At 70.8% G+C, this 12,405-nt stretch carries 10 protein-coding genes; 6 read left to right on the top strand and 4 right to left on the bottom strand.

Translation table 11 applies throughout. From position 1 onward, the window contains the following. Nucleotides 1-16 precede the first annotated feature (16 nt). Nucleotides 17-1,033 (bottom strand): helix-turn-helix transcriptional regulator, encoded by a 1,017-nt coding sequence (locus J7E93_RS34845; RefSeq protein WP_215074044.1) that lies wholly within the window; start codon nucleotides 1,031-1,033, stop codon nucleotides 17-19. Between the two features lie 60 nt (nucleotides 1,034-1,093). Here J7E93_RS34845 and J7E93_RS34850 point away from each other — a divergent pair, with 60 nt between their 5' ends. Beyond that, the gene (locus tag J7E93_RS34850; RefSeq protein ID WP_215074045.1) at nucleotides 1,094-2,359 is read left to right on the top strand and encodes an MFS transporter; all 1,266 of its coding nucleotides are present in this window, start codon (nucleotides 1,094-1,096) and stop codon (nucleotides 2,357-2,359) included. Between the two features lie 250 nt (nucleotides 2,360-2,609). On the opposite strand, the gene J7E93_RS34855 is transcribed toward J7E93_RS34850, so the two are convergent. Continuing rightward, complete coding sequence (locus tag J7E93_RS34855; RefSeq protein ID WP_215074046.1) at nucleotides 2,610-2,795, bottom strand: hypothetical protein; 186 nt, start codon at nucleotides 2,793-2,795, stop codon at nucleotides 2,610-2,612. A 269-nt stretch (nucleotides 2,796-3,064) separates the two neighbouring features. Between J7E93_RS34855 and J7E93_RS34860 the strand changes: the two genes are divergently transcribed. Further along, the gene (locus tag J7E93_RS34860) at nucleotides 3,065-4,081 is read left to right on the top strand and encodes an arabinan endo-1,5-alpha-L-arabinosidase (RefSeq protein ID WP_215074047.1); all 1,017 of its coding nucleotides are present in this window, start codon (nucleotides 3,065-3,067) and stop codon (nucleotides 4,079-4,081) included. A 479-nt stretch (nucleotides 4,082-4,560) separates the two neighbouring features. On the opposite strand, the gene J7E93_RS34865 is transcribed toward J7E93_RS34860, so the two are convergent. Further along, the gene (locus tag J7E93_RS34865; protein ID WP_215074048.1) at nucleotides 4,561-5,751 is read right to left on the bottom strand and encodes an acyl-CoA dehydrogenase family protein; all 1,191 of its coding nucleotides are present in this window, start codon (nucleotides 5,749-5,751) and stop codon (nucleotides 4,561-4,563) included. A gap of 212 nt (nucleotides 5,752-5,963) precedes the next feature. Here J7E93_RS34865 and J7E93_RS34870 point away from each other — a divergent pair, with 212 nt between their 5' ends. The 3 genes from J7E93_RS34870 (at nucleotide 5,964) to J7E93_RS34880 (ending at nucleotide 9,430) form a co-directional block, all read left to right on the top strand. Further along, a complete protein-coding gene (locus J7E93_RS34870) occupies nucleotides 5,964-7,166 on the top strand; it encodes an IS110 family transposase (RefSeq protein ID WP_215074049.1) in 1,203 nt (400 codons plus the stop codon). A 249-nt stretch (nucleotides 7,167-7,415) separates the two neighbouring features. Continuing rightward, the gene (locus J7E93_RS34875; protein ID WP_215074050.1) at nucleotides 7,416-8,654 is read left to right on the top strand and encodes an IS110 family transposase; all 1,239 of its coding nucleotides are present in this window, start codon (nucleotides 7,416-7,418) and stop codon (nucleotides 8,652-8,654) included. A gap of 194 nt (nucleotides 8,655-8,848) precedes the next feature. Continuing rightward, nucleotides 8,849-9,430 (top strand): hypothetical protein, encoded by a 582-nt coding sequence (locus J7E93_RS34880; RefSeq protein ID WP_215074051.1) that lies wholly within the window; start codon nucleotides 8,849-8,851, stop codon nucleotides 9,428-9,430. Between the two features lie 130 nt (nucleotides 9,431-9,560). Here J7E93_RS34880 and J7E93_RS34885 read toward each other — a convergent pair whose 3' ends face one another. Beyond that, nucleotides 9,561-9,761 (bottom strand): hypothetical protein, encoded by a 201-nt coding sequence (locus J7E93_RS34885; protein ID WP_215074052.1) that lies wholly within the window; start codon nucleotides 9,759-9,761, stop codon nucleotides 9,561-9,563. Between the two features lie 380 nt (nucleotides 9,762-10,141). On the opposite strand from J7E93_RS34885, the gene J7E93_RS34890 reads away from it, so the two are divergent. Then, nucleotides 10,142-12,405, top strand: a 2,264-nt coding sequence (locus J7E93_RS34890) for a SpoIIE family protein phosphatase (RefSeq protein ID WP_251067527.1), incomplete at its 3' end; no start/stop codon positions are given.

Here is a 12,405-nt window from a genome sequence, read left to right on the forward strand (position 1 = left end):
TCACAGGGCAATACACCTAGGTCCGGCCCGGAAAGTCCTGTCTGCCCCGCACCAGCACGTCGCCGACGGCCGTGCGGTAGTAGAGCACGGACCGTCCCGCACGGCGGCGGCCGAGCAGTCCCGCGTCCAGGAGCACCTTGAGGTGACGGCCCACCGAGCCGAGACCCTGGCCCGTCATCGCCACCAGGTGCGTCGTGCTCATCGGGCTGTCCAGGAGCATCAGCACGCTCGCCCGCCCGGCACCGATCAGCCTGGTCAGGGCCTCCGGGGCGGCGGCCCGCTCCGGCTCCGCCAGCGTGCCCGAGCACGCGTACACCACGGCGTTGCGGTGCACCGCGCCGTGGGAGTCCGGCCGGTCCGTGGAGATCCATCCCACGCGCGGCGTGACCGGCACGAGCAGCAGCTGTGACCCCATCAGTCGCCGGGGCGGGAAGGCCCGGGTGTTGATCTGCAGCCGGTTGCCGCCCAGCCACCGCATCTCCGGATGCATGTCGTCCAGCGCGGCCGCCCAGCCCGCCCGGCTCAACTGTCCCGTACGCGCGACCACATCGGCCTCGATGACGCGCCGCCGCCGCGGCCAGTCGTCCGCGACCGTCTCCCGCCACACCCACTCCAGCAGGTCCGCGATGCGCTCCGGCAGATCGGGGCGCAGCAATAGATCGGGCACCGGCCCGCGATGAGCGACCTGGAGATCGGCGTGGGCGGTGTCAGCCGGCGTCTCGCGGATCCGTGCCAGCTCGTCGTGGAACTCCGTAGCCCCCTGCGCCTCACCCTCGCGCGAAGGCACCGGTGTCAGGAAGTCGGCGATCCACCGGTGTCTGCCCAGTGCGACGCGTACCAGCAGGGCGGTGACCGGATCGGCGGCCAGCCGCTCGCGGTAGGCGGCCCTGTGAGTGTCCAGCCAGCGGCGCTCGGCCGGATGCGCGGGCGAGTCCCTCTCCAGGGCCATCAGGCTCGCCGTCGTCTCGCAAAGGGGCGACACGACGAACCGGCTGTTCGCGAGCGTATCCGCGTTGACTTCCCACCAGCCCAATGGTTTCGCCTCCCCGCGAAACATTACCTTCGCGACCGGACGTCTACGGACACTCCGGCCATGCGCACCTACCAAGAGCTATTCGGATCCCGGGAGTTCACACCGCTGCTCGCCTCCACTGCCGCACATGTGGCGGCCCAGACGGTGAGCAGGATGGCCCTGGGGACGCTCGTCTACGAGGCGACCGGCTCACCCCTCCTCGCCGCCCTCAGCATGTTCGGCCCGTTGCTGGCGCAGATGATCGGTGCGAGCTTCCTGCTGTCGGCGGCGGACCGCCTGCCGCCGCGCGCCGCGACCATCGGCCTGGCGCTGTTCTTCGCCGTGGCCACCACCGCGCTGGCCCTTCCCGGCCTGCCCATGGGGGCGACGTTCGCGATCCTCTCGGTCCAGGGCATGCTCGGCTCGGTCGGCGGCGGAGTGCGCTACGGACTGCTCAGCGAGATCCTCCCCGCGGAGGGCTACCTGCTCGGCCGCTCGGTGCTCAACATGTGCGCCGGAAGCCTGCAGATCTGCGGTTACGCCGTCGGCGCCGTACTCGTCAACGTCCTGACGCCGCGCGGGGCGCTGCTCACCGGCGCCGCCCTGTTCGTCGCCGCCGCGGTCGTCGCCCGTGTCGGTCTCGCGAGACGGCCGCCGCGCGCACAGGGCCGTCCGTCCGCGAGCGACACCTGGCGGACCAACGCCCGCCTGTGGGCGCAGAAGCCGCGGCGCCGCGTCTACCTCGCGCTGTGGGTGCCCAACGGACTCGTCGTCGGTTGCGAGTCCCTCTTCGTCTCCTACGCACCCCGCCACGCGGGACTTCTGTTCGCCTCCGCCGCCGTGGGCATGCTGGCGGGGGACACCCTGACCGGCCGCTTCCTGCCCGCGCACTGGCGCGACAGAGTGGGCGCGCCGCCCCTGCTGCTGTTGCTCGCCGCCCCGTACCTGGTCTTCGTCCTGCATCCGGCGCTGCCGGTGGCGCTCGCCGCCGTGGCCGTGGGGTCGGTCGGCTTCTCCGCCAACCTGCTGCTCCAGGAACGCCTGATGTCCCTGGTTCCGAGCGAGCTGAGGGGACACGCCCTCGGACTGCACTCCTCAGGGATGTTCACGATGCAGGGCGTCGCCGCGGCGCTCGCGGGCGGCATCGCTCAGCTCACCTCGCCCGCGCCCGCCATGACCGTGATGGCCGCCGCGTCCGCCGCGGTCACTCTCGCCCTGGCACCCGGTCTCCGACGCAGGGAACCGACGGCCGGAGGCGCGCCGACCGGAGCCGACGCCGGCCGCGAGCTCACCGACACGGGCAAGGGCCGCAGGCCGACGGACACGGCCCGAGGCCGGCTGCTGTGACCAAGATTGCAGGTTGACACTGCGCCGCGTCTCTGACCTGGTGCGATGACAAGTGCCCTGAGAGCCGTACGAGCTGTTCGACGAAGTCTTCTTGGGCACTGGTACAGGGACGCTGCGCGCTGATGTCAGAGGTTGGCCCTCATGGCCTGGATGCAGGCGGACAGGGCAGCGGTGGATCGGTCTCGGGCATAGGCCTGGCCGAGGTTCATGCCACCGTCCGTTTCGATGGGCGGCTGCCGCCATGCCTCGTTCATGTGGACGCCGGCCTCGGCACGGCCTCCGAGACGAAGGAGGCGTACGGTTCGGCGACCGCGGAGGCTTCGATCTGGAGCCGGGCGTGGTGGAAGGCCATGCGGGCGAGTAGGGAGCTGACCTGTTCGCTGAGCTCCTGGCCCGGCGCTCCGGGCGCCGCCCGAGCCCATTTCAGCGAGCCCACGCGCGGGTGGGCGTCACGCTCGGGGCGACACTGAGCGACCTGCCCCGTCGACTCGTCCTGTCCGTGGACCGAGCAGGACGGTCAGCCCATGGACCTGCGGACGGCGATCCCACGCCCGCTCGGCGCCGTCGGCGACGCACGTCGCGCACAGCGCCAGCTCCTCGAAGGGCTCGTCACACGGCAACCCAACAGCGCCGAGCGGCGACTACTTGTCGTACCAGCCCGCACATGCGTACGTCCCGCCCACACCACCGGACATGGAGACCCGCATGAACCGTACGAGGAACACCCGCCACGAGCCTTCCCCCAGGAAGCGCGGTAGCCTGCGCCACAAAGTCGCCCTGGTCCTGCCCCTGTCCGCACTGCTGGCCCTGGCTCCGTCCACCGCGTCGGCCTATCCCAACCCCGGGTACGTCACAGGCGCGACCGTGGTGCACGACCCGACGATGATCCGCACCTCGTCCGGGCAGTATCTGCTGTACGCCACCGGCGGCGGCATCAGCAACCGCACCTCTACCAACCGCATCGCCTTCAGCGCGGGCGCGGACGCCTTCTCCTCGCGGCCGAGCTGGTGGTCGCGCTACTCGTCGGTGCCGGAGACGTGGGCGCCGGACATCTCGTACCACGGCGGCAAGTACCTGATGTACTACTCGGTCTCGTCCTTCGGTTCGCAGAACTCGGCCATCGGTCTGGCGGGGTCGACGACCGGGCAGCCGGGCAGCTGGACCGACTACGGCATCGTCTACACGTCGAGCTCGTCCACCGACTACAACGCCATCGACCCCAACCTGTTCGTCGACGACGACGGCACATGGTGGCTGTCCTTCGGCAGCTGGTGGAGCGGGATCAAAATGATTCAGATCAACCCGTCGACCGGAAAGCAGCTCTCCACGAACACCACGCGTCACTCGATCGCCTCTCGCCCGACCGGCACCAAAGCGGTCGAGGCCCCGTCCATCGTCAAGCGCAACGGCTACTACTACCTCTTCGCCTCGTACGACACCTGCTGCGCGGGTACGAATTCGACGTACAAGGTCAAGGTCGGCCGGGCCACCGCCGTCACCGAGCCGTACCGGGACAAGAACGGCGTCGCCCTGATGAACAACGGCGGCACGCCCGTACTGGAGTCACACGACAGTGTCATCGGCCCGGGCGGCCAGTCGATCATGAAGGACACGGACGGCGACCTGATCGTCTACCACTACTACGACGCCAACGCGAACGGCACCCCCAAGCTCGGCATCAACCTCCTCGACTGGAGCAGCGGCTGGCCCGTCGCCCGCTGACCTGGTCGGCGGCTCTTCGCCTCGCGGTCAATGGCCGACGGGGCGACCCGGCTACGGCCCCCGCGCTACTGATCAGCCGGGCGGGGGCGCGCCGCAGTGGCGGTTCGGTGTCGGTGGTCAGGCGAGCGTGGTGACGACGTCCATGGGGCTGACCAGGATGTCGCGGATGGGCGAGCGGTTCTCGACGAGCGCGACGAGGGCGACGAGTACTCGAGCTGCTCGCGCGGGGTGTTCGGGGCGTCGATGTGGAGGCGGACCTGCTGGAGGCCCGGGCGGACCGCGGGATCGATGCTAGTTGCTCCGGACTGTCGCTCAAGGTCCGCTGCCATACGGCGATTTGGTGGATCAGTGCTCCCTCCCGGCCGTGGCGCGGGCACATGCGCTGCATCTGTTGTTTGGCGGCGGCGGTTGGGGGTGGACGCGCGATCAGTGCCAACCAGCCTGCTTTTGTGCCAACTGAAAAGCCTGGTACAAGATGCCTACCGCCGGACGCGCGGCATGCCGAGGCCGATCCAGGAGATGATCTCGCGCTGGATCTCGTTGTTGCCGCCGCCGAAGGTGAAGATGACGGCGGAGCGGTAGCCGCGTTCGAGGTCGCCGTGGAGGACGGACCCCGCGGAGCCCTCCTTGAGTGCGCCGGCCGAGCCGACGACCTCCATGAGCCAGGCGTAGGCGTCGCGGCGGGCCTCGGAGCCGTAGACCTTGACGGCGGAGGCGTCCTGAGGGGTGAGCGTGCCGTTCTGGACGGCGTTGACCATCTGCCAGTTGAGGAGCTTCATCGCGTCGAGCCGAGTGTGCGTACGGGCCAGGCTCCGTCGCACCCAGCCGAGGTCGATCACCCTGCGGCCGTCGGCGAGTTTGGTGTCGGCGGCCCAGCGCTGGACGTCGTGGAGGGCGCGGATCGCCATCGTGCCGTGGGCGGCGAGGGTCACGCGTTCGTGGTTGAGCTGATTGGTGATCAGGCGCCAGCCCTTGTTCTCCTCGCCGACGCGGTGGGAGGCGGGGACTCGGACGTTGTCGTAGTAGCTGGCGGTGGTGTCGTGCGACGCGAGGGTGTTGATGAGGGTGCAGGAGTAGCCGGGGTCGCTCGTCGGTACGAGCAGCATGGTGATGCCCTTGTGCGGCGGGGCGTCCGGGTCGGTGCGGACGGCGAGCCAGACCCAGTCGGCGGTGTCGCCGTTGGTCGTCCAGATCTTCTGCCCGTTGACGGTGTAGTGGCCGGTGGATTCGTCCCCCTCCCGGACGGCGCTGGTCTTGAGGGCGGCGAGGTCGGTGCCCGCGTCGGGCTCGCTGTACCCGATGGCGAAGTCGATCTCCCCGGAGAGGATCTTCGGCAGGAAGTACGCCTTCTGCTCGTCGGTGCCGAACCGCATGATCGTCGGACCGACGGTGTTGAGGGCCATCAGCGGCAGCGGGACGCCGGCCTGGGCCGCCTCGTCGAAGAAGATGAACTGCTCCATCGGGCTCAGTCCGCGCCCGCCGTACTCGGTCGGCCACCCGACGCCGAGCCAGCCGTCACCGCCGAGCCTGCGCACGGTCTCCCGGTAGAACCGCTTCTGCGCGGCGGGGTCGGCGTAACGGGCGTAGACGTTGTCCGGGACGAGCGCGGCGAAGTACGCACGCAGCTCCGCGCGCAAGCGGTGCTGGGCGGGCGTGTACTCGAGGTGCATGGGTCCTCCGTAAGTTGTTAGGCGGCCCGGGAGGGCCGGGTGTGGCTTATGGGTTCTTGCCTTCAGTGGCTTCGCAGGAGTGGCCGCCCGGTTCTCCGGGGCGCCCTGGCTGCTGATTGAGATGTGCGCGCTGTGTGCGGTCGCTGATTACGGAGACGACAGCGGGGTGTTCCTCGGGCCGACGGTATGTCGTGCGGATCGAGGAGGGGCAAGTGAGCGAGCGGAAGGTCCAGGTCTGGGCCGGTGTCGATGCCGGTAAAGGCCACCACTGGGCGGCTGTGGTCGATGAGACCGGCGCAACCCTGTGGTCGAAGAAGGTCGACAACGACGAGTCGGCGATCCTGACCGCGCTCGGCGAGATCCTCGGCCTGGCGGAGGAGGTCCGCTGGGCGGTGGACATCTCCGGTACGTCTTCCGCGCTGCTGCTGGCGCTTCTCGCGGCGCACGGCCAGCAGGCTGTCTACGTGCCGGGACGCACGGTCAACCGCATGTCGGGCGCCTACCGGGGCGAGGCGAAGACCGACGCTCGGGACGCCTACGTCATTGCGGAGACCGCCCGCCACTGCAGCGACTTCGCCACGATTGACGTGCCCGCTCAGCTGGCCGCCGACCTCGCGCTGCTGACCGCCCACCGCACCGACCTGGTGGCCGACCGGGTGCGGATGATCAACCGCCTGCGCGACGTGCTGACCGGCGTCTTCCCCGCGCTGGAGCGGGCTTTCGACTACTCGGCCCACAAGGGCGCGCTGGTCCTGCTGACGGGCTACCAGACCCCGGCCGCGATCCGCCGTCGCGGCCGGGCCAGGCTGACGGCCTGGCTGGCCAACCGCAGCGTGCGCGGCGCCGACGCCGTCGCGGCAACGGCTCTTGAGGCCGCGCAGGCCCAGCAGACCGTGCTGCCCGGCGAGGACATCGCCGCGCAGATCGTGGCCGACCTGGCCGAGCAGATCCTGGCCCTGGACGACAGGCTGAAGCGCATCGACAAGCAGATCCGCGAGACGTTCCGCAGCCACCCGCAGGCCCAGATCATCGAGTCCCTGCCCGGCATGGGCCCCGTACTCGGCGCGGAGTTCGTCGTCGCGGCCGGCGATCTGTCGGCCTACGTCGACTCCGGCCACCTGGCGTCGGCGGCCGGGCTGGTGCCCGTCCCGCGTGACTCCGGGCGGCGGACCGGCAACCTGCACCGGCCCAAGCGCTACAGCCGCCGTCTGCGACGGGTGTTCTACCTGTCCGCGCAGACCAGCATCATCCGCGAGGGCCCAAACCGGGACTTCTACCTCAAAAAGCGCGGCGAGGGTTGCAAGCACGTCCAGGCCGTCATCGCTCTGGCCCGCCGACGGGCGAGCGTGTTGTGGGCCCTGCTGCGTGACGGACGCGTCTTCACCTCCGCCCCGCCGGTCACGCAAGCGGCTTGACTTCGTCATTGAGTAATCCGATCCCCTGACGGCGACACCCCAAAGGGGAGAAAATCGGGGCACGGCCGTCCGGTTGACGTCGCGGAGTCTTGGTGCCGTCAGAACCCGACATTGAGTAGGACGCCGGGGACCCTTCGTCAGGCACCCGGAAGTGTTGCTTCGAGCACGTGAATCAGATTCTTTTGCCTGCACGGTCCCCACCGGACGGTCGCTGCCCGACAGCACACCGCACGAGGGGAGGACCGGGGCATGGACGTGGTGCACGAGCGATGCGCCGGGATCGACATCGGCAAGGCGGACGTGAAGGTCTGCGTCCGCGTTCCGGGGCCGGGTAAACGGCGCCGGAAAGAAGTACGCACCTTCTCCACCATGACCCGCGACCTGCTTGCGATGCGGGACTGGCTGATCGCGGAAGGCATCACCGTGGTCGGCATGGAGGCCACCGGCTCGTACTGGAAGCCGGTGTTCTACCTGCTGGAGAACGACATCGAGACCTGGCTGCTCAACGCTCGGCACATGAAGAACGTCCCCGGCCGCAAGACGGACGTCGCCGACTCCGAGTGGATCTGCCGCATGGTCGAACACGGCCTGGTCCGGCCGAGTTTCGTGCCTCCGCCGGAGATCCGGCAGCTGCGGGACCTGACCCGCTACCGCACCGAGGTCATCCGGGAGCGCACCCGCGAGGCCCAACGGCTGGAGAAGCTCCTGGAAGACGCCGGCATCAAACTGTCCGCCGTTGTCTCCGACCTCCTGGGCAAGTCCGCCCGGGCCATGCTGGAGGCACTGATCGCCGGAGAACGTGACCCACTGGTGCTCGCCGAGATGGCCAGGGCCAGCATGCGTGCCAAACGCGGGATCCTGGCCCAGGCACTGACCGGACGGTTCACCGCCCACCACGCCTTCCTCGCCCGGACCATGCTCGACCGCATCGATGCGGTCACCGCGACCGAGGCCCGGCTGAGCGAGGAGATCACCCGGCAGCTCGCCCCCTTTCGCCGGCAGGTCGAGCTGCTGACGACGATCCCGGGGGTGAGCACCAAGTCGGCCGAGGTGATCCTCGCCGAGATCGGCATGGACATGGCCCGTTTCCCCAGCGCCGCCCACCTGGCCTCGTGGGCCGGGATGTGTCCGGGCAACCACGAGTCCGCCGGCAAGCACACCTCCGGCAAGTCCCGCCCCGGCGACCCCTGGCTCAAGGGCGCCCTCGGCCTCGCTGCGGCCGCTGCCGCCCGCAGCAAGGACACCTACCTCGCCTCCCGCTACAAACGCATCGCCATCCGCCGCGGGAAGAAACGCGCCCTGGTCGCGGTCGGCCACACCATCCTCACCTCCGTCTGGCACATGCTCACCAACGACGCCGAATACGCCGACCTCGGAGGCGACTACTTCCTCCAGCGCACCGGACGCACCCGGCAGACACGCCGCCTGGTCAGCCAGCTCAACATGCTCGGTTTTCAAGTCACCCTCCAATCAACGGAAGCCGTCTGAGCTGCGGGATCGGTGGATTTTCGAATCAGACTCCCGTGGCGGCGTCCTGGGTGCCGTGCGCGCGACGGCGGCCACGGTAGAACGTGTTCCATAAATGCGGAAGCCCCATGGAGGCACGGCGGTGGGACCGCCGTAGGATGCCGGGGCTGCGCGGCGCCGCTGGGAGGCGCCGGGGAGTCGAAGGGAGCCGCCCCGTGACCACCTCGATCGAGGACCGTCCCCGCTTCGCCGCCCTCGCACGTCTCGCGCCGGAGCATGCGGCCGCCGCGGCGCGGGAGGCCTGGGACATCGGTGAGCAGGAGGCGGCGATCACCGGCCTCGTCGAAACGTTCCTGCGCGAGGGTACGCCCGTCACCGAGCGGGCCCGGGGCGGCCTGGCCGCACTGGCGGAAACCTGGGGCGTCTGGGAGGCGCTGCAGGAACGGATCGCCTCATGCCGCCCCGCCGACGAGGACGACACCCCGTGGCGGCTCGCGGGTCCTGAGCCGGCCGAGGCGATCCGCGGCCGGCTGGTCCGGGCGATCGGCCCCGGGCATGCCCTGCACGGATTCGAGCCGGTGGTATGGATGGCCTGCGGCGCGTGCGACGCCGTACTGGTCCGTGTTCACGAGCGCGAGCCGTGGGGCGTGTCCCCCTTCGCCTCGCACTATGCGGTCGTACGTCCGACCGATGAGCGTCCGACGCCGGAGCAGGGCCCTGAGACGGCCCCGTACCCGGCGATCACCGTCTGCGCCACGCCCTACGAAGCCCTCGACCGTCTCGACGTCTGCCGGTAGTCGCCGCCCCCCCCCTCCGGCGAGGGCAGCCCAAGGCCGCGCAAAGCCCCGCCCCCCTCGGCCCGGTCCGGCACGGGCCGGGGGCCGGGCTGGGAGACTGGGGGGCGGGGTCGGCTGCTGCGGTACCGGGTTAGGGCAGGAGCTCGTCCAGGGAGGCGCGCCCCTTCTCCGCCATGCGGCGCTCCGCCCATGCGAGGTTCTTCGGATTCACGTCACGTCCGGAGGCGAGGACCAGGTCCTCCGCCGTGTAGTCGCCCTCCGACCCGGCATGCAAGAGGCGGTCGGGCGTCGGGCTCTCCCCCGGAGATGTCTTATCGGACTCAGCGTTCATGCCGCCTCCTACTAGTTCTTCCGGCAATGGCCATTCTCCTGGGACCACCCCGGTCCCGCATCCGGGCGTGGGGAGAGCCGGAACGGCCCGGTCCAGGCCCGCCGGCGCGAACAGCCGGAATGTCCTGCCCAGGCTCGTCGTACTCCCGCCGCCTCGGACGGGATCCGCAGCCGCACCGTGGCCCGTGGCGAAGCGGGGGCCCTGGGGCGGGTGCCCGGCGGGGACGGAGATCACGGTGGGAGGCGGGATGACCGATTCCGCCTCCCCCACTTCCGCCCGGCACCGCCGGCCTTCCACCCGGCACCGGCGGCCGGTGAAAACTCCGGCACGCCGTGTCCTCGCCATGGCGTCGAAGGGGTGCGGGTTCGACAATGGGGTGGATGACCGATGACGACCGGCGCACGCGCAGTGGCGAGATCGGGCCCAACGAGCGGCTCGCCATGAATCGGACCGGCAGCTTCGACTGGGACCTCGAAACGGGCACCATCGACGTCGACGAGGCGGGGCTGCTGGTGTTCGGGCTGGACCCGGACACGTTCGACGGCCGTCCGGCCTCGCTCATCGGCAGGCTGGCCCCGGAGGAGCGAGCACGGCTGGAGGCCGTGATCCGCCGGGCGATCACCAGCGGCGAATCGTCCTACACCGCACACTTCAGGATCGAGCGGGACGACGGAACACCCCAGTGGACGCATGTACAGGCCCGGATCCTGCGCGCCGCGAACCGGATGGCCCATCGGATCGTCGGCATCGTCCGGGACACCACGGCCGAGGTCACCCACTCCGCCTTCGTCCTGGAGCTGGAGAAGCGCCGCGAGGTGCAGACCACCATTGTCGAGCGCACCACGCACGCGCTGTCGCGTGCGGTGACGGTCGACGATGTGACGGCGGCCCTGACCGGCCCGGGCGGCCTCGCCCGGCTCGGCGCCGACGGCCTCGCGCTCGGCCTGGTCGAGAACGGCTCGCTCAACGTCATCGCGCTCAGCGGGGAGTCGCTGGACGCCCTGAACGACTTCCGCAGCCGCCGCCTGGACCGTGGGCTGCCGCTGGCCGAGACCGTGCTGACCGGGCGGCCGCGGTTCGTGTCGTCCTTCCCGACACTGGGCCAGGACTTCCCCGCACTCGCCCCGTATCTGGACCGGTTGAAGTTCAAGGCGGCCTGCTACCTCCCGCTGATCGCCCAGGCCCGCTCGCTCGGCGGCATGGCGCTGTTCTACCGGGGCCGTACCTCCTTCAACGCCGACGAGCGCAACCTCGCCCTCGGCCTCGCCGCGATCGTCGCCCAGTCGCTCCAGCGCGCCCTCCTCTTCGACGAGGAGCGGGAGCTGGCCACCGGGCTGCAGGAGACGATGCTGCCCCGCCGCATCCCGGCGATCTCCGGTGGCGAGATCGCCGTCCGCTACCACGCCGCATGGAGCGGACGGCAGGTCGGCGGCGACTGGTACGACGTGATCTCACTGCCCCGCAGCCGGGTCGGGATCGTGGTCGGCGACGTCCAGGGCCACGACACCCACGCGGCCGCCATCATGGGCCAGTTGAGGATCGCGCTGCGGGCGTACGCGGGTGAGGGCCACGCCCCCTCGACCGTGCTGGCCCGGGCCTCGCGCTTCCTCGCCGAGCTCGACACCAAGCGCTTCGCCACCTGTACCTACGCCCAGGTGGACCTGGGATCCGGGACCGTGCGCGCGGTGCGCGCCGGGCATCTCGGGCCGCTGATCCGTCACACGGACGGCCGCGTCGGGCAGCCCAAGCTCCGGGGCGGGCTGCCGCTCGGTCTGGCGACCGTCTTCGGGGACGAGGAGTTCCCGGAGACCCGGCTCGACCTCGTGCCGGGCGAGACGCTGGTTCTCTACACGGACGGTCTGGTCGAGCAGCCGGGTGCGGACATCGAGTCCGGGATGGCGGCGCTGTCGGCCGCGATGAGCAGCGGCCCGCCGCAGGCCGAGGCGCTCGCGGACCACCTGTCGGAACAGCTGTGGGAGCGGTGGGGGGCGGGCGACGACGTGGCGCTCCTCGTGCTGCGGCGCAGCCCGGACCCCGGCACTCCCCGCGCGCCCCGCATCCACCAGTACGTCCACCAGGCGGATCCGCAGGGGCTCTCCGACGCGCGGGCGGCGGTCGGACAGGCGCTGCGGGACTGGGACATGGACGAACTGGCCGATGACGCCGAGCTGTTGACGGGCGAGCTGCTGGTGAACGTGCTGCTGCACACGGAGGGCGGCGCGGTGCTCACGCTGGAGGTGCTGCCGGAGCCGGTGCGGCGGGTGCGGCTCTCGGTGCAGGACCGTTCGAGCGCGTGGCCCCGTCGGCGTACGCCGGGCGAGGCGGCGACCTCGGGGCGTGGGCTGCTGCTGCTCGACGCGCTGGCGTCGCGGTGGGGGGTGGAGCCGCGCGGCGAGGGCAAGGCGGTGTGGTGCGAGATCGGCCCGGTCGAAAGGGCGGCGGCGGTCGCGGCCGCGGGAGCGGCGGCGACCGTAGGGGCCGGTGCCGGATCGGGGTCAGGAGCGGGGTCAGGAGCGGGGTCAGGAGCGGGGTCGGGATCGGGGTCGGGATCGGGGTCGGGGGCAGGAGCGGTGGGCGGGGCGAGGGCGGGAATGTCGGCCGGGCCGGAGAGGCCGGCCCGAGCCCGAGCGGGCGAAGGAACGAA

Origin of the sequence: Streptomyces sp. ISL-36 (assembly GCF_018614205.1) — a bacterium.
Lineage (GTDB): Bacteria > Actinomycetota > Actinomycetes > Streptomycetales > Streptomycetaceae > Streptomyces.